Genomic DNA, 20,252 nt, shown 5'->3' with positions numbered 1-20,252 from the left:
GCGAAATTAAGCATGAATGTATTTGAAAAGATAATTAAAGGCGAAATTCCTTGTTCTAAGATTTTAGAAAACGAGCATTTTTTATCCTTTTATGATATTAACCCTAAAGCTAAAGTCCATGCCTTAGTTATTCCTAAAAAAAGCATTCAAGATTTTAATGGCATAACCCCAGAGCTTATGGCACAAATGACAGCATTTATTTTTGAAGTGGTAGAAAAATTAGGCATTAAAGAAAATGGCTATAAGCTTTTAACTAATGTGGGTAAAAATGCTGGACAAGAAGTGATGCATTTGCATTTTCATATTTTAAGCGGAGATAAACGCTAAAGGGCGTTAGCAAGTTTTTATGCAAGCATTTTTCAATAAGAGTTTTGCCCCCTTACTCAATTCTAATGAAGACCTTTTAGAGCAAGTTCGCTCTAGTATTATCTTAAAAAAAGGGGTGCGTTATTTTGACTTTGGGGCATCAGGATTAGCGAGTAGTTTAGTTGAAAAGCGCATAAAATCTTTATTGCCTTACTATGCGAACGCTCACTCTATCGCTTCTAAACATGCTATTTTAATGGGTGTGCTTTTAGAAGAGTGTCAAGAACGCTTAAAGCGTTCTTTAAATTTAAATGAAGATTGTTATGTATTGAGCGCTGGATATGGGGCAAGTTCAGCGATTAAGAAATTTCAAGAGATTTTAGGGGTGTGTATTCCTTCTAAAACGAAGAAAAATTTAGAGCCGTATTTAAAAGATATTCCTTTAAAGCATATTGTTGTAGGCCCTTATGAACACCATTCTAATGAAATTAGCTGGCGTGAAGGTTTGTGTGATGTGGTGCGTATTCCTTTAAATAAACATGGCTTATTAGATTTAGAAAATTTAGAGCAACACTTAAAAAAAACCCCTAATAGCTTGGTTTCTATCAGTGCTGCTTCTAATGTAACAGGACTTCTTACGCCCCTAAAAGAAGTTTCATCGTTGTGTAAGAATTATAGAGCCACTTTAGCTTTAGATTTGGCTAATTTTAGCGCTCATGCTAACCCTAAAGATTGTGAATATAAAGCAGGTTTTTATGCTCCCCATAAGCTTTTAGGGGGTGTTGGAGGGTGCGGTCTTTTAGGTATTGCTAAAGATTTGATTGACGCTCAAATTGCCCCTAGCTTTAGTGCAGGGGGAGTGATTAAATACGCTAATAATAACAGGCATGAATTTATTGATGAATTGCCCCTAAGAGAAGAGTTTGGCACACCAGGATTATTACAATTTTATAAAAGCACTCTAGCGTATCAATTAAGAGATGAATGCGATTTGGACTTTATTAAAAAAAGAGAAAATATTCTTTTAAGAGTGCTTATGCAAGGATTAAAAGATTTGCCAGCTATTAATATCTATGGAAATTTAACAGCGAGTCGTTTAGGCGTTGTGGCTTTTAATATTGGGGGTGTTTCGCCCTATGATTTGGCTAGGGTTTTAAGCTATGAATACGCTATTGAAACTCGTGCGGGTTGTTCTTGTGCAGGGCCTTATGGGCATGATTTATTGAATCTTAACACCCAAAAATCAAGCGATTTTACCACTAAACCCGGATGGCTTAGGGTAAGTTTACACTTTAGCCATTCAGTGAGTGATATTGACTATTTGTTAGAGAGCTTGAAAAAGGCGATTAAAAAATTGCGTTAAGTTAGCGATTTAAGGAGAATTAATTCTTGGATATTCTTAATTTGGATAAAGCAAAACAAAGCATGACAGAAGAAATCAGTGGGACTTCAAAGTCTAGTGAACAAGTCATTCCGGAGGATTTGAGTGCGTTAGCTTGGGTAGAGCTTGCTGAATTTAGCAATCTTTCTGGGCTTTCTAAAGAGCGTGTTTTAGAGTTGGTTAATGAGGGAAAAATTCAGAGCAAGAAAAGTGGCTCTAAACTTTTAGTTGATGCGAGTAGTGGGACAAATGCCCTAATTAAAAAAGTAGAAAACAATTTGGTTTCAATGGATATGAATGGACATTCTTTGGAGCCTATGTTTGTAGAAAAGACCATTAATACTATTTTAAGCTTGCATGATAAAGTAATTTTGGCAAAAGATGAGACCATTGGGGCTTTTAAAAATGAAAACATGTTTTTAAAAGATGCGCTAATTTCTATGCAAGAAGTCTATGAGGAAGACAAAAAAACCATTGATATGATGCGCAACGAGCTTGAAAAAGCTAGAGAAGAAATTGAATTTATGAAGAGAAAATACCGCTTGATGTGGGGAAAAGTTTCTGATATGGGGAGCATAAATAAAAAATAGTTCTAATTTGATTCTAAAAATGAGAAGTTGATTAACAATATTTTTATTTATTATGTGCTAGAATTTAGGGATTTGTATCTAATTCACTTACCACAAGGAGAACCATGTCTATTTCACGCAGAAGTATCCTAAAAGGAACAGCAGGGATAACGGCGTTAGTTGGAGTCAGTCCTTTGGGGGCTGTTAATAGCTTTGAAAAAGTGGAGTCTATTCCACATGCAACGCATTTTGGGCCCTTTATTGCAAAGGTTCAAAATGGAGTGATTAAAGATATTATTCCTCAAAAAACTGATTATAACCCCACTATGATGATAAAAGCTATGACAGATAGGGTGTATTCAGATACGAGAGTTAAATACCCTTGTGTGCGTAGGAGTTTTTTAGAGGGTAAGAGAAACCACAAAGAATTGCGTGGTAAAGAAGAATTTGTGCGTGTGAGCTGGGATGTGGCTTTGGATTTAGCAACTAAAAAGCTTAAAGAAATTCCTAGAGAAAACATCTATAATGCGAGTTATGGTGGCTGGGGGCATGTGGGCAAGTTGCATCGTTGCAATAGCCTAGCAGGGCGCTTTTTTAACACGACTTTAGGGGGGGCAGTTGGGACTGATGGAGAGTATAGTAATGGTGCAGCAGGCAGAGTAAATCCTATTATCGTGGGAGATATGGAAGTTTATTCACAGCAAACTACCCATGAAGAGATGATTAAAAATTGTAAGGTATATGTCATGTGGGGGGCAGATTTATTCAAGTGTAATCGTATTGATTATTTTGTGCCAAACCATGTTAATGATAAATATTATCCTATGTATAAAAAGGCTGGGATTAAATTTATTGTTATTGACCCTATTTATACCGAAACTGCCCAAGCGTTCAACGCAGAGTGGATTAAGATTCGCCCTAACACTGATGTGGCGTTAATGTTAGGCATGATGCATTACTTATATACGAGTGGGAAATACAATAAGGATTTTATCGCTAAATATACCGATGGTTTTGATAAATTCTTGCCTTATTTATTAGGAAAAACTGATAATACTCCAAAAACTAAAGAGTGGGCAGCAAAAATCACTGAAGTGAGTGCAGAAAAAATCAAAGAATTAGCGGATTTATTTGTTTCTACTCGCACTTTTTTAGCGGGTAATTGGGCGATGCAAAGAGCCCAGCATGGCGAGCAACCTGATTGGGCGTTAATCGTTTTAGCTAGTATGATTGGTCAAGTGGGCTTGCCTGGTGGGGGCTTTGGTTTTTCAATGCATTATAGCGGAAATGGGCAAGCAAGCTCAGGGGCAAGACCCATTCCGGGAATTTCACAAGGGCGTAATCGTGTGAGAGCGACTATTCCAGCATCTAGGGTTTCTGAAGCGATTTTAAATCCGGGTAAAGAAATTGATTTCAAGGGTAAAAAAATCAAGCTCCCCAAGGTAAAAATGGTTTATAATTGTGGGGCGAGTTTATTAGGGCATGAGCCCGATGCGAATGAACTTATTCGTGCGTTAAGGAGCGTGGATTGTGTGATTGTGCATGAGCCTTGGTGGACGCCTACAGCGAAGTTTGCTGATATTGTCTTTCCTTCTACTAGCACGATGGAAAGAGATGATATTACCTTTGGGGGGAGCTATTCTAAGAATGTGATTTATGCCATGCGTAAGGTCGTAGAGCCTGTTTATGAATCTAAAGATGACTATGAGATTTTCAGACAACTTGCCTTACGCATTGGGGGTAATGAAGCAGAGCAGCGCTTTACGGGTGGTAGGAGCTATATGGAATGGATTAAACGCTTTTATGATAGAAGTGATGGCCCTACTTTAAAATCGTTTGATAAATTTTGGAGCGATGGTTTTGTGGAGTTTGAAATCCCTGAAGATGCGAGAAAATTTGTGCGTCATGCCGAATTTAGACAAGACCCAGTGAATAATAAGTTAGCTACAGAAAGTGGAAAAATCCAAATCTTTTCTCAAAAATGTGCGGATTTTAAACTAGCTGATTTTAAAGGGCATCCGACTTGGTTTGAGCCAGCAGAGTGGCTAGGCTCTAAAATGGCTGAGACTTACCCATTCCATTTGGTTTCTCCACACCCAAAATATCGTGTTCATTCACAGCTGGATAACACTTGGATTAGAAATGCGTATAAAATTCAAGGCAGAGAGCCTGTAGTGATTAATGAGTTAGACGCTAAAAAATTAGGCATTAAGCATGGTGAGATTGTAGAAGTGTTTAACGCTAGGGGTAGGTTATTAGCCGGAGCGTTTGTAACTAAGAATATCCGTCAAGGCGTTTTATGTATTCAAGAGGGGGCGTGGTATGACCCAGAAGATACTAGAGCTAAAAACCCACGATGTAATGCAGGGCATGTGAATGTGCTAACCTCTTCGCGTCCTACAAGTGGCATGGCACAAGCGGTTTCAGCCAATACGGTTTTAGTAGGGATTAGAAGACTTAAAAAGAGTGAATTGGTAAAACCCTATCATTCTATTTCAGTGCCAAGCATTATTGGTGCATAAATATAAAGCAAAAGGAGTAAAAGATGAAGAAGTTGTTAATGTTGGCGTTATTTTTAAGTGCGTTGAGTGCAGAGAGATTGTATGTTATAGGTGATGATATAGATGTCTATGATAAGTCTGGTAAGGAAAAAATTGGAACTATTGCTAGAGGGACACCGGTAGATAGAATGAGTGATGTGGGGGATAAAAGCGTAGTTAAAGTCAAAGGTTATTTGAAGAAAGATGACACTAGAGTGTTGTATGCGACTAAGAATTTTGCTATGGCATTTATTTCTTTAACTAAGGCAGGTGGCGTGCAATCAGACACTATGGAAGTAGCTGTTCCTAAGAAAAAGCTTACAAGCGACCAAGCTAAAGCATGATCAGATTCTGAGTTTTTATATTATGATACTTGTTCAATGTATCATGCAGCCCATGCACCAAAAGAGCATAACATGGTAGAATGGGATGGGATTTTTGCCACTATGAGAACTTTTGCTATGCCAACCAATGAAGAGGCAAGAAAGATTATTCAATATTTGCACTCTCATGCTATTGATGGCTATGCGACTGATGATGAATAGGATTGAAATGATTAAAAATTTTTTTAAAAAATACTTAAGTTTATGTTTAGGGTCTCTTTTGGTAGGGGGGACATTATTTGGGGCAGAGTCTCAAGGTTTTGTTATAAAGAGTGATGAGAGTTTGAGCGGTCGGTTTTTAGAAGTGTTAGCTATGGATTTTCAAGATGAAATGCATGCTAGACTTAAGTTTGTAGTAGCAAAAGAGAAAGATAAAAACGATAAAAAAGAGCTTTGTCAATTTGATGCAGTCTTGTTATCTGAAGCCACAATGAAAAAAGTTCCTAAAAATGCCCTTTCTTTACAAGAAATTTTGTTTGAGTCTGCTAAGGACAAGACCAATTATGTATTTTCTATGATTGAGCCTAAGTATTGTGCTAGGGCAAAAAGAAAAGATATATCTAAATTAAAGGATTGGTTTAAAAATAAAGCATTAGGTTTGATTGAGGGCTATAAAGTCAATTATCAAACGCCTTATATAATCCATAAACATAAGTAAAAATTAGAGCGTTAATGAAAGAACAAGAATGATTTTAGTATTAGATTTTGGAAGTCAATACACACAGCTTATTGCTAGAAGATTAAGAGAGAGTGGTATCTATGCTGAAATAGTCCCCTTTTTTGAAAGTGTGGAAAATATTCAAAAAAAAGCCCCTAAAGGATTGATTTTAAGTGGGGGGCCAGCAAGTGTATACACTAAAGATGCTTACAAACCCAGTGAAAAAATCTTTGATTTGGGCTTACCGATTTTAGGGATTTGCTATGGTATGCAGTATTTGGTGGATTTTTTTGGGGGGGTAGTAGCTTGTGCGAATGAGCAAGAATTTGGTAAAGCCACTTTAGAAATTATTCAAAATTCTGTAATTTTTGAAGGCGTGAAAACAGAAAGTCTTGTGTGGATGAGCCATATGGATAAAGTCATAGAGCTACCTAAAGATTTTACTACTATTGCAAAAAGTCCTAATTCACCCCATTGTGCGATTGAATTAAAAAAGATTTTTGGCTTGCAATTCCACCCAGAAGTCATTCAAAGCGAAGAAGGGGGTAAAATTTTAGAAAATTTTGCTCTTTTGGTTTGTGGTTGCAAAAAAACTTGGGGAATGCAAAAATTTGCTAAAGAAGAGATTATTAGACTAAAAGAGCAAGTCTCTAACGCTAAGGTTTTGTGTGCAGTAAGTGGTGGCGTAGATTCTACGGTAGTTGCTACGCTACTACACAGAGCGATTAAGGATAATTTAATCGCTGTATTTGTTGATCATGGCTTATTGCGTAAAAATGAAAAAGAAATGGTTCAAAGCATGTTTAGGGATTTGCAAATTCCTTTAAACACCATAGATGCCAAAGAAATCTTTTTATCTAAGTTAAAGGGTGTGAGTGAGCCTGAGTTAAAACGAAAAATAATTGGTGAGACCTTTATTGAAGTGTTTGAAAAAGAAGCTAAAAAGCACCACTTAAAAGGCAAAATTGAGTTTTTAGCCCAAGGCACATTGTATCCTGATGTGATTGAATCAGTAAGCGTCAAAGGACCTTCAAAAGTAATCAAATCACACCATAATGTAGGCGGACTACCTGAGTGGATGGACTTTAAGCTCATAGAGCCTTTAAGAGAGTTGTTTAAAGATGAAGTGCGTTTGCTTGGTAAAGAACTAGGCATTACCAAAGATTTTTTAATGCGCCATCCTTTTCCAGGACCTGGACTTGCTATAAGGATTTTAGGCGAGATTAGTGAAAGTAAAATCAAATGTCTTCAAGAAGCGGATGCCATTTTTATTGATGAGCTTAAAAACGCTAATTTATACGATAAAGTGTGGCAAGCCTTTTGTGTGTTATTGAATGTCAATTCTGTGGGCGTTATGGGAGATAATCGCACTTATGAAAATGTCGTGTGTTTAAGAGCCGTAAATGCTAGTGATGGAATGACAGCAAGCTTTTCGCATTTAGAGCATTCTTTTTTAGAAAAAGTTTCTAATCGTATTACTAATGAAGTGAGTGGCATTAATAGGGTGGTGTATGATATTACTTCTAAGCCACCAGGAACCATTGAATGGGAGTAAGATTAAAGTTTTTCTATGAAAAAAATGGATTTTTAGATAATATAGCTTTTAAAATTAACAATAGGAAAGAATCTATGAAAAAGAGCAATTTGGCTTTAGTATTAGGGGTATTTTTGACAAGTGGCATGTTGCATGCTGATTTAGCCCAAGATAAGGCACATAAAGATTATCATCATGCTATGAATACGGGGGAGTCTACGGGTTTGAATTTCCACTATCCTATTAAAGGGGAGCAAAAACCTGCAAATGGGCATGTAGTGGTATTGATAGACCCAAAGTTGGAATTTAGTAAAATTATTCCTCAAGCCTATCAAAAAGAGTTTGAAAAGTCATTGGCACTTCAAATCAGCAGTCTTTTTGAGAGAAAGGGCTATAGCGTTTCACATGTCAAGAGTGAAAGCGAAATCAATGATGAGATGAAGAAAAAAGCACGCCTTGCTTTACGCATTGATGGGAATGTAGCTGTTTTAGAGGATATTATAGAAGAGGGTAAGGGTTCTACTGAAGAGAGCATGATTGATATGTCTTCAGGGTATTTGAATTTGAATCTATTTGAACCAAAAAGTGGGGATATTATCCATAGTTTTGGGATAGATGTTTCTAAAATCAAAGCAGTGATTGAACGCGTTATGCTTACACGCACTAACTCCGGAGGGTATATGCCTAAGACTTTTACACACAGAGTTAAAGAAAACGACCATGATAGAGCGATTAGAAAGATTATGAATCAAGCGTATCAAAAGACAATGGCTCATGTCTCTAAGGAATTTAGCTTGAAAAATGTAGCTGGTTACCAACAAGTTGCAAGCGAGATGCAAAAACGCAAATAAAAATTTTAGGTGGGGGGGGGAGGTTGAACCCCTTATTTTTAGAATCTTTTTTATCTCTATAGCTTTAAGTTTTTTATTAAAAAACAGATTTTTTTAGTAAGATTGTCGTAGCAAAAGCATTTTTTTGCTTGTTTTCTTATCTAATATTTTAAAATGCTTTAATAAAAACGATAGTACATATTCAATTGTATTAGGATTGAATCTATCTAGCAATATAAAAATATTTGTGTTACTTTATGTGGTTAGAATGGTTTTAAAAAGTCTTCGGTGTGGCTTTTAATAATGAAGGCAGATTTATTGCACGCCATTTCTTTATGAATCGTAATGTTTTATCTATATGTTGTGTTAAAAATAAAAGCTTTGATAAAGTTACTAAAAAACTTTCGTAGTTTAAGCTAAAAATTAAAAATTTCAGCTATAATAACCATTTACATTAGATTTCGGGGCGTAGCGCAGTCTGGTTAGCGCACTTGGTTTGGGACCAAGGGGTCGAAGGTTCGAATCCTTTCGCCCCGACCATTCTTTGTAAAGTAAATGGTTCTGTTTAATTTTCTTTGGTAAAATATTTTCACTTCTTTTTTTGATGGTGGGAGTAGCTCAGTCGGTTAGAGCATCAGATTGTGGTCCTGAGGGTCGTGGGTTCGATTCCCATCTTCCACCCCATCTTTTAATGAAAATATTACCAAATCTGTATTGCGATGTTCTTTTAAATTGTAAGCGTTCGTAGCTCAATTGGATAGAGCACCAGACTTCGGATCTGGGGGTTAGGGGTTCGACTCCCTTCGGGCGTACCACCTAACGCTATTGTCATTTCATGCGCTTGTAGCTCAGCTGGATAGAGCAACAGCCTTCTAAGCCGTAGGTCGCAGGTTCGAGTCCTGCCAAGCGCACCACCTTAATAGCATTCTTTGAGAGGATACATGGATTTTTTAGAGTGGGCTTTACTCATTTTTTTAATCTTGGTGTTTTTGATAGGGATTGGATACTATATTTTCATGGTTTTTTCTTCTAAAGACAAGTAGCTTTATTCCACAAAACTTTTTGTTTAAAATTTAAGTTTTTCAAGTAATAGTTAAAATTTAAAGAAAGTATTGTTTTTACATTTTTGTTATTTTTTGCAATCTTTCTAGGGTGTGCATTTTCTTAGTTTTGTATCTATTCTTGCAAAGAATTGATTTAAAAATCTCAAAAATAATCCCATAAAATCAAAATATATTGTTTTTTTGGTAAGTTTTATTGACATTTTTTAGGAAACTCTACCTTTTAGAGTGCAAGGTGTAAGCGTTGACTAGGTTTAATTGTAACAGAAATGACCTTTTAGGGGCGTTAAACGCAAAGATTTTCATGATTGGTGTCTGTTAGATTCTTTGGTTAGAAAGCACATTGTTTTTGGGCAGTTGGTATTTTTAGAAGTGAGATACGATAATCAAGCAAAGATTCGCATAGCAATTAGAAATATAAAAATAATGTTTTAAAACAACACATAAAAACCAAACATAAAAAGCACTATATTAAAAAATCAAAGTTTTTAAAAAATAAAAAATAGAGCTTTTAAAAAACCTTAGATAATACCAAGCTTTTTTAATGGCGTTGTAATTCTATGCTGTTATTGCAAGGGTTTAAATTGATTTTTTTTGGGGCGCTATGGTGTCAAACTATCGTTTTAAAAGCTTTAAAGGGGAGTGGGAGGTAAAAAACTTGGGGATATAGCTACTTTTTTAAAGGACAAAGGATTATCAAAAAGCCAAGTAAGTTTTAATGCGAAATATGAATGTATTCTCTATGGTGAACTTTTTACGCACTATGATAGAGTGATTACAAACATTAAAAGTTTTACCAATATTTATGATAATCTCATACTTTTTTTAAATAATGATGTTTTTAATGTCTAGTTCTGGCGAAACACCTAAGATTTTAGCTACCGCTAGTTGCATTCTTAAAGAAAGCGTTATTTATGGGGCGATATTTTAATTATAAGACCTAATAGTAATCTTTTGAATGGGTGCTTTTTAGCTTATTGTATTATCAATAGTAAATAATCAAATTTTATCCAAAGTAGCAGATAGCATGATGTATCATTTCTATGCTAAAGATGTAAAAGATTTTATTTTTAAACTCTCTCCACTAAAAGAATAACAAAAATGGGTATTTTTCTTAAAACCTTAAATAATGTCATAGGCAAACACACTCAAAAACTAATAAAACTTAAGCAACTCAAAAAGCATTTTTCAGAAAAGATGTTATAAAAATGCTTAAAAGCGTTAAACAAACTAAAAACATAAAGACTAAAAAAGTTTTTTAAATAGCGTTTGTTTAAAAATTTTATTTTTTAATCAATCTTGTTTTTTTAAGGGTTGTTTAGTCGTTAAACAATAAAAACGATTAAAAGCGTTTTAAGCTAGATGTAAAAGAGCTTTAAAGCAAGGTTTCAAAGCGATAACTTCGTGTTTTTTATTGTCTTTTAAAAAACCATAGGGGGATAAGGAGGAGGGTATTGTCAGTGAGCGTTTTTAAAAGTGCTAAACGCACTTTTTAGTAAAACAGCGAACAAGGCAAGAGCCTTTACTAACCACTCTATCCCCATTAAGAAATAAAAGCATTTAAAAAATGGAATTTAAATCAAAACAAACGAAATACAAAGCTATACAAAGCCTTGAATATCACAAATTAGTTTAGAAGGAATGTTTGTAAGCCAAAATAATTAAATTTTAGACTCCAATAGATGCTTGGTATAGTCGTGCTTAGGGTTTTCAAACACTTCTTTAACAGAGCCAAATTCAGCGACTTTCCCCTCACACACTACTAGCACCTTATCACAGAACGCTTGCACAATATCTAAATCATGGCTGATAAACAGATAGCTCAAAGCCTGCTTTTCTTGCAAGTCTAAAAGCAAATTTAAAACCGCTTTTTGAATGCTTTTATCCAAGGCTGAAGTAGGTTCATCTAAAACAATAATGGATGGTTTTAGAGCAATCGCTCTAGCAATAGCGACCCTTTGGCGCTCCCCTCCACTGAGTTCATACGCATACGCATGCAATAATTTTGGCTCTAATTGCACTTCTTCTAAACAGCGTTTGGCTTGCTTTTGCCAATCCTCTTTGGAGAGAGAGGGCGATCCAAAAGAAAGCGCTTCTAAAAGAATGTCTTGAATGCTTAAGCGAGGGTTGAGCGAGGCATAAGGGTCTTGAAAGACAATTTGTAAAATTTTGCGATAAGGTTTGAAAGCTTTTGAGTTGAGAGGCTGGATATTTTCGCCTAAAATTTTCTCTTCCCCACTACTTAAAGCAAGTTTTAAAAGCCCAAGAGCCAAAGAGCTTTTTCCACTCCCACTTCTTCCAATCACGCCAATACTTTCCTTAGCTTTAAGAGCGAAATTCACTTTTGAAATGAGCGTTTTTTGTAAAGAGGGCATAAAAAAGCGTTTTTGCAAATAATGCACGCTAAAATCTTTTGTTTCTAAACGAGTTTCATCTAAAGGTTTTAGCGTTTTTTTAGGTAATACTGAGGCTTCTAGCAAGATTTTGGTATAGGGGTGTTTGGGTTCGTTAAAAAGCTTGCTTGTATCCCCCTCTTCACACACCACACCTTTTTTAAGCACATAAACCCTTTCTACGAGGCGTTTAATCGCATTCAAATCATGGCTGATGAATAAAAGAGCGAGATTTTTTTCAACGCTCAGTTGGTAGAGCAAGTCTAAAATCTGTCCTTGCACTTGCGCATCTAAAGCGGTGGTTGGCTCATCACAAATAAGCAGTTTTGGTGCGTTGATAATCCCCATAGCGATAGACACTCTTTGGCGTTGGCCGCCGCTGAGTTCATAAGGGTAGCGATTAAGCAAGCTCTCATCTAAACGCACTTGATTCATCACTTCTAAAACCTTTTCTTTAATAAGGGCTTTGCTCGCAAGCTTATGGTGTAAGAAAAACGCCTCGCTGATTTGTTTATGGATTTTATGTAAAGGATTGAGACTTGATAAAGGGTCTTGAGCGATGTAAGCAATTGTATTGCCCCTTAAAGCTTGCATGCTTTGAATGGAATATTCTAAAAGATTTTCATTTTCAAAGAGGATTTTGCCCTTGTGGGGCTTAAACTTAGGGTTTAATCGCATAATAAGATTAGCTAAAGAGCTTTTTCCGCTCCCACTTTCGCCTACTAAGCCCACTCTTTCGCCCTTTTTTAAAGACACGCTAATATTTTCAAGTGAGAAATGTGAGCTTAAGGCACAACTTAAATTTTCAATTTTAAGCATAAAGACCCTTTGATAAGCTTATTTAAGCATGTTAGAATTGAATGCATCACGCACCCCTTCGCCTATAAAAACAAGCACTGAGAGCAACACCCCAATAGCCAAAAACGCCACTACAGCCAAATGAGGCGAAGTGAGATTGTTTTTACCTTGATTGACTAATTCACCTAGTGAAGCGCTTCCTACCGGCATGCCAAAGCCTAAAAAATCTAAAGACACTAAAGTAGCAATACTAGCTGCCATTAAAAAAGGGATATAAGTAATCGTGGCTACAAGAGCATTGGGTAAGACATGATAAAAAATAATGCGTGAATCATTTGCTCTTAAGGCTTTTGCAGCCTTGATATAATCCATGTTTCTAGCCCTTAAAAATTCTGTTCTTACCACTTGGGCTAACCCCATCCAGCTAAAAAGCAACACTAAGGCTAAAATCAGCCAAAAGCTAGAGATAAACGCGCTAGAAATAACAATCAATAAAAACAGCACAGGAATACCATTCCAAATTTCGCTTAAGCGTTGGCCAATCAAATCCACTAGCCCCCCATAATAGCCTTGAATCGCCCCTAAACTCACGCCAATAACCACGCTAAAAAAGGTCAATAATAATCCAAATAAAATAGAAATACGATAGCCATATATAAGGCGTGCAAGCACATCTCTAGCTTGATCATCAGTGCCTAAGAGATGTTTTAAGCTTGGGGGGGTAGGGGCTGGAGAGTCTAAGTCCATAACGATAGTATCATAGCTATAAGGCACTAAAGCACGCACTACAAAAGCATCTTTTAAAAGCGTGTTTTTAACATAAGGGTCATTATAATCTGTAGGGGTAAAAAAGTCGCCTCCAAATTCCACTTCCGCATAATTTTTAAACAGAGGAAAATACGCTTTAGAATGATAGTAGATAAATAAAGGGCGTTCATTAACCCAAAATTTCGCTCCTAAAGATAGTATTAATAAACCCACTAAGACCCATAGAGATATGAACGCTCGCTTATTGGCTTTAAAGCTTTGAATGCGCATGCTTACAAGAGGACTCACACAATTTTCCTTACAACTAACAATCAAATCGCTTTGATTTTAAAATAAAATAGAGTTAATAAGATTAAATTATAATGAATTATGGATAATGTTAAAAAAGTGTCTTAGAAAATTAAGAACACTTTTTTAAATTCATAAATAAAAAAGGAAAAAAACAAAAATAGAAAATGGTGGAGTGTAGGGGGATCGAACCCCTGACCTCAACGCTGCCAGCGTTGCGCTCTCCCAGCTGAGCTAACACCCCTTATAAAAAGCACCAAAAACGCTTGTTAATAAAACGCTTTTAATAAGGGCAAATAAAAGACTGATATTATAGCATTTTTAATCTTAAGTTGTCAATTTTGTAATCAAATCAAAAAATGAATAAAATTAAATAGAGTGTATAGAAAGTTCGTATTCATAGAGATAGTAGCAAGTTTTATAAGAAATAAAATAGAATAAAAATGCAGTAACTTTATGAGAATAATCGGTTATTATAAAAATGAATAAAGTATATTTTTAGTGTTATTCAGTTAATTTTAATATTAAAATTTGTATAATTCGCGGGTTTGTATTTTTGTGAAAAAGAAATTTGAAAAACAAGTCTTTTTAGTCGGTTTTTTAAGGGCATAAAGAGTGCCTAGTGCGTTATTACGCTTAATCTGTGCTTAAAACGCATTCAATAAAGTCTTGTCATTTTTTACAAATCATCAAAAAATTCTTGCTAAGGCATTAAAAACATTATTTAAGGAAGGTAGATGACTTTTAAAAAATATTGGGGTATTTCTTTGACATTATTGCCTTTAATGTCATTTAATGGAGAATTGTCAGCTAAGAATAAGGACTACACCCTAGGTAAAGTTAAAGCTATGGGGCAAAAGAGTAAAGAGAATTTATCCGGCTTTGTGAATACAAGCTATAACGGACTTACAGCCCCTCAAAGTTGGCAAGATGAAGAAGTAAAGAAATTTAGCGGTAGCCGAACCGTAATTTCTAATAAACAGCTTATGCAAACGGCTAATCAAAGCATAGAAGAGGCTTTGCAAAATGTGCCGGGCATGCAAATAAGAAATACAAGCGGTATTAGCGTATTGCCCGTTATTCAAGTGAGAGGTTTTGGAGCGGGTGGCTCAGGGCATTCTAATGCGGCTCAAATTCTAGTTAATGGTATTCCTATCTATATAGGACCTTATGCGCAAATTGGCTTGCCGGTTTTTCCTGTAACTTTCCAATCTGTAGATAGAATAGATGTGATTAAAGGTGGCTCAAGCGTGCAGTATGGGCCAAACACCTTTGGAGGCGTTATCAATATCATCACTAAGCCTATTACAGATAAGTGGGTTAATGAAGCGGCTGAAAGAATCACTTTTTGGAATAAAGCACAAAATAAAGATTGGGTGGATAAGAACGCTCATTCTATCAATGACAGCTTAAAAGAAAATTTACTTTATAACACTTACATTAAAACCGGAGGTAAAATCGGCAAGCATTTTGGCATTATGGCACAAGCTAACTGGGTGAGAGGGCAAGGATTTAGGGTTAATCAGCCCACTTCTATTTCCAACTACATGTTAGATGGCGAATATGACATTAATGAAAATAATGACATTAAAGCCTACTACCAATACTACGATTTTGACATGGCAACTCCGGGGAGCTTAGATTGGGCGAGCTATAAACAAAATCGTTTCGCTAATAACCGCCCTTACAATAAAAAATCTGGTAAAGCCAAGCGTTTTGGCGTTGTCTATACCAATAGGTTTGGCGATGTGGATAAAATTGGAGGGATATTCACTTTCACCTACTATACCCAAGAGATGACAAGGAATTTCCAAATTACTTCCAACTACAATAGCTCTAACACGCATTTATGTTTAGATGGTGTGGCATGCCCTTTTGGGGGGAACATGTATCCTTACACTTCTAACACCTATAATGGTTTCACGCTCAATCAAAACCCTAGAAGAGTCGTGTTTAATGCGTTTGAGCCAAAGCTTAATCTAGTGGTAAATACCGGTAAAGTCAAGCAAACCTTTATTATGGGTATGCGTTATTTCACTACCGATATGTATGCGAAAAATTTTAGAAACACTTTACATTGTAACGATGAAAACGCCTCTTGGTGTAATAATGGCGGTATAAACCCTGAAGTTTATGAGGGCAGTGCACCGGGTATGACAGGGTGGTATGATAAAAAAAGCCATTATCGCCAATGGAATAACGACTATGTAGCCGCCTACATTAGCGATAAAATTGAAATGCTTGATGGCAAGCTTTCTGTAACACCGGGCGTGCGATACACTTTTATGCAATATCACTATACCGGCGATAAATCTTGGGGCTATGAGCCACCCAAAGAAGATATGAAAAAGATGAGTGGCATGAATGTGTGGAACCCATCAGTCAATATTGATTATACCGCTTATGAAGATAATAAGCACACCATGTTTACTTATTTCACTTATCAGCGCTCTTTCTTACCACCACAACTTAATGTTATCTCAGTAGGTAATGTAACCAACGAGTATTTTACTCAGCATTTTGACCAAGTAGAAGTAGGCGCGAGATACAGCTATAAAAATAAATTCAGCTTTAACGCAGATTATTATCGCATTTGGGCAAGAGACTATGCTACCGGGCAATACGCTATTTATACAAGTGGGCCCAATAAGGGTAATATCCGTCCGGTTAATGGCTATTCTCAAGGTGTAGAGCTAGAGGCGTATTACCGCCCTATAAGAGGCTTGCAATTCCATGCGGCTTTTAACTACATTGATACCAGAGTAACAAGCCATTTTGCTTTAACAGATTTAGCCGGCGATAGCTTAAAAGGCACAAGTTATAATAAAATGTTCCCTTTTGTAAGCCCCTATCAGTTCATTTTTGATGCGCGCTACACCTATAAACGCACGACTTTCGGTCTTTCTAGCTATTTTTATAGCCGTGCTTATAGTAATATTGGTAACACCGTGGGGCGTAACACCTATTGGGATTTAGGCGGTAATAATATCAATGGTGGTGGTGCAGGTTGTGGGGCATGGTGTATGACGGTAAGTAGGGGCGAATTGCCATGGTATTGGGTATGGAATATTGAAGTTTCTCAAGTCTTTTGGGAAAATGGTAGGCATAAAGTCTATGGCTCTTTGCAAATCAATAATTTATTCAATATGCAATATTACTTCATTGGTATTGGCTCAAGTCCTAGTGGGTTTCAATCTGCACCGGGTCGCTCTGTTACAGCGTATTTGAGTTATCAATTTTGAGCTAGAAATTTTTGGTAAGGCAATTAAAATTTGCTAAACTAAAATGAGAACCAAAACTAAAAGGCAAATTTTATGCAATATAATCCTAATGCCCTTAATAACTTGCAAATTTTAAATGCTAAAGAAAAGAAAGAACTTAATAGCCTTATTTGTCCTTTTGATGAATTTAAAAATGCTAAGGGCTTGTTTGAAAAACTAGGCTTTGATTTTATTTATTCAAGCGCTCAAATTGAGGGCAATACTTACAATAAACTAGACACGCTTTCTTTATTAGAAGAGGGGCTAACAGCTGGAGGTAAAAAATATAGCGATGCCAAAATGATACTCAATTTAAAAAAAGCCTTTGATTTTATCTTAAACAATGATTTAAAATTGAATTTAGAAACTTGCTTAGAATTACACTCCATTTTAAGTGAAGAATTAGTTCTTAAATTTAATCAAGGCACTATGCGAAAACATAATCTAAGTGGCATTAGCGGCACTTCTTATTTGCCTTTAAGCACAGGGGATAGATTGCATGCTGAAATGAAGTTTGTTTTTACTCAAATAGATAAAATAGAAAACCCTTTTGAGCAAGCTATTTTTTTGCATAATAATTTATGTTATTTACAATATTTTGAAGATTGCAACAAACGCACCGCAAGATGTATGCAATTTATCGCTTTAAAAAATCACAATATCATGCCTTTAGTCATTTTAGAGGATAATAAAGAATGCTATAAACAATATAGAGGGGCTATGATAGAATATTATGAGAGCAATAACTACACTCCTTACATAGAATTTTTTAAAGGAAATTATGCAAAAATGCATAATTTTTTACAAGAAGTAAGGGAGTTATTGTCCAAAATCCCTTAATAAAGCATTGCGGCTTATCAAACCATTTAAGATTATAGAGAGACTTTATTTTTTATTGTTGAAATAACCATTTTAATTTAAAAAGAAACTATCGATTGACTTTGTCAAGCTCTTTATTATGTGAGTATAAAAACACCTTTGGCATTCTTATATTATTATCAATATTATCAATGCAACGAGTAAAAGCTATATAAAAATATCTTTAAAAAAAAGAAAAATTAAAAGGGCTTTAAGTTATAATCACATTTTAGGGAAGTTGCACCGCTTAAAGAAGGTCTCAACTTCTCTAGGCGGTTGCCCCTAAATTCATTTAAGGAGCAATCACATGAAATACATTGTGATTATAGCACTTTTGTGCATGGTTTTAGTAACTTTTTGTTGTTAAAACCTTGAGAGAGCTTTTTAAGCTCTCTCTTTATTGCAATGTTTTCATCATGCTTTCTTGTTAATCTCATAAAACTTAGGCTCATTTTTTTATTAAAACTTTACTTTTGGTAACATTGGGGGGGGGGGCTTTTAGAAGTAAAACTTCTCTAAAACTACATTACTTTTAAATTTGCATTACTTTAAGGTTAAAACCAATTATTTTTTATGATATAATAGAAAGACTAACAAGAGTGTTTTAAATTCAGTATTTTGGCTTTTTTATACTTGAGTTCTCGAGTAGTCTCTATTTAGGATTGCTTTGGCAAGTAGGCTTAGAGTTCTCTTAAGGAGCTTTAGGCTAAATCTTTCAGATAATTAAAACAAAGGAGTTTTTTTTGAAAAATTTTTCAAAAAAATGGCATTTGAGAGCGATTTGCGTCCCTTTTATAGCAAGCTTGTGTATGAGTGAGCTGAGTGCTGAAGAAGATGGCTTCTTTTTTCAGATAGACTATCAAGCAAGCTTAGCGAATCAAAAGATTAAAAATCCGGGCTATGCGAAGGCTCAGGAACTGCGTTCTTTTATTAGGCAGAGCTCACAAAGAATCAATAGTTCTGCAGTCCCCTTAGCATACTATCTTGATATCTTAGGAGATAAGACCAGAGAACTTATGAGTTCCTTATGTTCCGCTGAAAATGGTGCTTGCTCTCTGACTGTAGATGGCAAACCTTACCCTCTAGCTGGGAGCTACAATCCTTCGGTGTTAGATGATTCTCTAGCTATTTTACAAACCCTCCTAACTAAATCCCAGCAGCCAGGATTTGCTAAAAACCCAGAAGGTTTAGTGCTAGGTCTAAATGAGCCTATCCCTCTTTTAGGGGTAAATCAAGCCACAGGAAAATACTGGACTCTAGCTGAAAAGGGTTTTAGCACTCCTATAAGTGTTACAGAGGCGATGTTTGCTGCGGCTCAAGCGATTGATTTAGCTCTCACCGATGTAGCAGGCATCCAAAATGTGCCTTATAACGCTAATAAATCGATTAATAACCAAAGTGGCAGTTCACCAGAAGGGGGCTGTGGTAGTGGCACAACTTGTGATACGAGTAGCACCAGCAATCTTAACCCAGCTCCCGGCACGACTATGCAAAATGGTGCTCAACAGCTCTATAACTTCCTTTTGCAAGCGATGGATTTTGGCTCTGGGAGTATGCAAAATGCTCTTGATCCCAAGGCTTCTACGAACCCTTTTTATTGGAATTACCCTCAATCTCAGCAGCGTAATTGCGGGTCTAAGGGAAAATCGCAATGTCCTACTTATACTTATGGAGATGCTACGGGCGTGAGTGTAGGCGATGTGGCAACGGGTATGCAAGACTTCTCAAGCCAGTCTGCCCTTTTAGGAGCGAACTCTACGCTCAAACAATTGCAAGCGTTAGTACAGGCGGGTGAAACACTCAAAAATGAGACTTCCAAGCTAGGCACCTATATTTTCAAAACTGTTTGTAATATTGGAGACAATATTTGTAACTTGCCCGCTAGTATTGGCCATAATTCAGTGAGCAATAAAGTGATGATAGCGGCAAATCCAGAATTAGGAGTGCCAAAAGCTATTACCGAACAAGACATCGTAAAAAGCAATCTCAAAGGGCTTATGGCGAGTAAAAATCTTGTGCAAGGTGGTCTTGATGCTCTAACTCAAGGAGTGAGTGAGCTTTATAAGGTATCCTATTTACCCAATCTCCAAACGCTCAAATTCTCTCAATCAGGTGATATGAATGGTTTTGGCACTAAAATGGGTTATAAACAATTCTTTGGTCGTAAGCGTAATATTGGTGCCCGCTATTATGCGTTTTTAGACTATGGCTATGCTAATTTTGGCAATGGAAATCAGCAAGTAGGAGCAAATCTCGTTACTTATGGAGCTGGCTCAGATTTTCTCTACAATGTGTTTGAACGCTCTAGAAAGAGGGAAAAGACTACGCTAGGATTTTTTATTGGAGGACAGCTTGCAGGACAGAGTTGGTTTACTAATATTGTAAACCAAATTAATGGAGAAAAGCCAAAAACCAATAGTTCATCATTCCAATTTCTTTTTGATTTAGGGATTAGAACGAATTTCTCTAGACGGGATGCTAGAGGGCATACTTTGCATCAAGGCATAGAAATTGGCGTTAAAATCCCTACGATTTATCATCGCTATGTGCATACAGCGGGAGTTACGGCGAGCTATATTCGTAGCTTTAGTTTCTATATTGGCTATACGGTAGGATTTTAAAACA

Annotated in this window: 14 protein-coding genes and 5 tRNA genes; 16 read left to right on the top strand and 3 right to left on the bottom strand. The window is 36.2% G+C overall.

Annotation, left to right across the window (positions count from 1 at the left end; translation table 11 throughout):
* The first annotated feature begins 12 nt into the window (after window positions 1-12).
* The 13 genes from C6H25_RS05590 (at window position 13) to C6H25_RS05535 (ending at window position 9,115) form a co-directional block, all read left to right on the top strand.
* Window positions 13-327, top strand: a complete 315-nt coding sequence (locus C6H25_RS05590) for a histidine triad nucleotide-binding protein (protein ID WP_104748465.1) — start codon at window positions 13-15, stop codon at window positions 325-327.
* A gap of 19 nt (window positions 328-346) precedes the next feature.
* Window positions 347-1,669: an aminotransferase class V-fold PLP-dependent enzyme gene (locus C6H25_RS05585; protein ID WP_104748464.1), complete on the top strand. Its 1,323-nt coding sequence runs from the start codon at window positions 347-349 to the stop codon at window positions 1,667-1,669.
* 26 nt (window positions 1,670-1,695) lie between these two features.
* Window positions 1,696-2,277, top strand: a complete 582-nt coding sequence (locus C6H25_RS05580) for a DUF3972 domain-containing protein (protein ID WP_104748463.1) — start codon at window positions 1,696-1,698, stop codon at window positions 2,275-2,277.
* Between the two features lie 104 nt (window positions 2,278-2,381).
* Window positions 2,382-4,778, top strand: coding sequence for a molybdopterin guanine dinucleotide-containing S/N-oxide reductase (locus tag C6H25_RS05575; RefSeq protein WP_104748462.1), 2,397 nt, complete (start codon window positions 2,382-2,384; stop codon window positions 4,776-4,778).
* 23 nt (window positions 4,779-4,801) lie between these two features.
* The gene (locus C6H25_RS08865) at window positions 4,802-5,140 is read left to right on the top strand and encodes a hypothetical protein (protein WP_233707342.1); all 339 of its coding nucleotides are present in this window, start codon (window positions 4,802-4,804) and stop codon (window positions 5,138-5,140) included.
* 36 nt (window positions 5,141-5,176) lie between these two features.
* A complete protein-coding gene (locus C6H25_RS08860; protein ID WP_233707341.1) occupies window positions 5,177-5,341 on the top strand; it encodes a hypothetical protein in 165 nt (54 codons plus the stop codon).
* Window positions 5,307-5,837: a hypothetical protein gene (locus C6H25_RS05565; RefSeq protein ID WP_158653888.1), complete on the top strand. Its 531-nt coding sequence runs from the start codon at window positions 5,307-5,309 to the stop codon at window positions 5,835-5,837. Before C6H25_RS08860 ends, C6H25_RS05565 begins: the two co-directional genes overlap by 35 nt.
* Before the next feature lie 28 nt (window positions 5,838-5,865).
* Window positions 5,866-7,392, top strand: a complete 1,527-nt coding sequence (gene guaA, locus C6H25_RS05560) for a glutamine-hydrolyzing GMP synthase (protein WP_104748460.1) — start codon at window positions 5,866-5,868, stop codon at window positions 7,390-7,392.
* A 74-nt stretch (window positions 7,393-7,466) separates the two neighbouring features.
* Window positions 7,467-8,222 (top strand): HpaA family protein, encoded by a 756-nt coding sequence (locus C6H25_RS05555; protein WP_104748573.1) that lies wholly within the window; start codon window positions 7,467-7,469, stop codon window positions 8,220-8,222.
* A 441-nt stretch (window positions 8,223-8,663) separates the two neighbouring features.
* Window positions 8,664-8,741: transfer RNA gene (locus C6H25_RS05550), tRNA-Pro, on the top strand.
* 67 nt (window positions 8,742-8,808) lie between these two features.
* Window positions 8,809-8,885 (top strand) — tRNA-His (locus tag C6H25_RS05545).
* A gap of 54 nt (window positions 8,886-8,939) precedes the next feature.
* Window positions 8,940-9,016, top strand: a tRNA-Arg gene (locus C6H25_RS05540).
* Window positions 9,017-9,038: 22 nt separating this feature from the next.
* Window positions 9,039-9,115, top strand: a tRNA-Arg gene (locus C6H25_RS05535).
* Between the two features lie 1,808 nt (window positions 9,116-10,923).
* Here the strand turns inward: C6H25_RS05535 and C6H25_RS05525 are convergent.
* The 3 genes from C6H25_RS05525 to C6H25_RS05515 form a co-directional block, all read right to left on the bottom strand.
* Window positions 10,924-12,474 (bottom strand): dipeptide ABC transporter ATP-binding protein, encoded by a 1,551-nt coding sequence (locus C6H25_RS05525; RefSeq protein WP_104748459.1) that lies wholly within the window; start codon window positions 12,472-12,474, stop codon window positions 10,924-10,926.
* 18 nt (window positions 12,475-12,492) lie between these two features.
* Window positions 12,493-13,491 carry an ABC transporter permease gene (locus tag C6H25_RS05520; protein ID WP_199768951.1) on the bottom strand — a complete coding sequence of 333 codons (999 nt, stop codon included), beginning with the start codon at window positions 13,489-13,491 and terminating at the stop codon, window positions 12,493-12,495.
* 186 nt (window positions 13,492-13,677) lie between these two features.
* A tRNA-Ala gene (locus C6H25_RS05515) sits at window positions 13,678-13,753 on the bottom strand.
* 493 nt (window positions 13,754-14,246) lie between these two features.
* Between C6H25_RS05515 and C6H25_RS05510 the strand changes: the two genes are divergently transcribed.
* The 3 genes from C6H25_RS05510 (at window position 14,247) to C6H25_RS05500 (ending at window position 20,248) form a co-directional block, all read left to right on the top strand.
* A complete protein-coding gene (locus C6H25_RS05510) occupies window positions 14,247-16,751 on the top strand; it encodes a TonB-dependent receptor family protein (RefSeq protein ID WP_418904549.1) in 2,505 nt (834 codons plus the stop codon).
* Between the two features lie 72 nt (window positions 16,752-16,823).
* On the top strand, window positions 16,824-17,609 hold the full coding sequence (locus C6H25_RS05505; RefSeq protein ID WP_104748457.1) for a Fic family protein: 786 nt from the start codon (window positions 16,824-16,826) through the stop codon (window positions 17,607-17,609).
* Between the two features lie 761 nt (window positions 17,610-18,370).
* Window positions 18,371-20,248, top strand: a complete 1,878-nt coding sequence (locus tag C6H25_RS05500; protein ID WP_233707340.1) for an outer membrane protein — start codon at window positions 18,371-18,373, stop codon at window positions 20,246-20,248.
* Window positions 20,249-20,252 lie beyond the last annotated feature (4 nt).

This window comes from Helicobacter cetorum, from assembly GCF_900198405.1.
GTDB classification, from domain to species: domain Bacteria; phylum Campylobacterota; class Campylobacteria; order Campylobacterales; family Helicobacteraceae; genus Helicobacter; species Helicobacter cetorum_C.
This window is presented reverse-complemented; position numbering and strand designations above follow the sequence as displayed.

What these genes read in the sequence shown, in the direction of transcription:
- guaA (WP_104748460.1), top strand. Translation starts at nt 5,866, where the DNA reads ATGATTTTAGTATTAGATTTTGGAAGTCAATACACACAGCTTATTGCT.
- C6H25_RS08865 (WP_233707342.1), top strand. Translation starts at nt 4,802, where the DNA reads ATGAAGAAGTTGTTAATGTTGGCGTTATTTTTAAGTGCGTTGAGTGCA.
- C6H25_RS05565 (WP_158653888.1), top strand. Translation starts at nt 5,307, where the DNA reads ATGCTATTGATGGCTATGCGACTGATGATGAATAGGATTGAAATGATT.
- C6H25_RS05525 (WP_104748459.1), bottom strand. Translation starts at nt 12,474, where the DNA reads ATGCTTAAAATTGAAAATTTAAGTTGTGCCTTAAGCTCACATTTCTCA.
- C6H25_RS08860 (WP_233707341.1), top strand. Translation starts at nt 5,177, where the DNA reads ATGTATCATGCAGCCCATGCACCAAAAGAGCATAACATGGTAGAATGG.
- C6H25_RS05555 (WP_104748573.1), top strand. Translation starts at nt 7,467, where the DNA reads ATGAAAAAGAGCAATTTGGCTTTAGTATTAGGGGTATTTTTGACAAGT.
- C6H25_RS05590 (WP_104748465.1), top strand. Translation starts at nt 13, where the DNA reads ATGAATGTATTTGAAAAGATAATTAAAGGCGAAATTCCTTGTTCTAAG.
- C6H25_RS05585 (WP_104748464.1), top strand. Translation starts at nt 347, where the DNA reads ATGCAAGCATTTTTCAATAAGAGTTTTGCCCCCTTACTCAATTCTAAT.
- C6H25_RS05510 (WP_418904549.1), top strand. Translation starts at nt 14,247, where the DNA reads ATGACTTTTAAAAAATATTGGGGTATTTCTTTGACATTATTGCCTTTA.
- C6H25_RS05505 (WP_104748457.1), top strand. Translation starts at nt 16,824, where the DNA reads ATGCAATATAATCCTAATGCCCTTAATAACTTGCAAATTTTAAATGCT.
- C6H25_RS05575 (WP_104748462.1), top strand. Translation starts at nt 2,382, where the DNA reads ATGTCTATTTCACGCAGAAGTATCCTAAAAGGAACAGCAGGGATAACG.
- C6H25_RS05520 (WP_199768951.1), bottom strand. Translation starts at nt 13,491, where the DNA reads ATGCGCATTCAAAGCTTTAAAGCCAATAAGCGAGCGTTCATATCTCTA.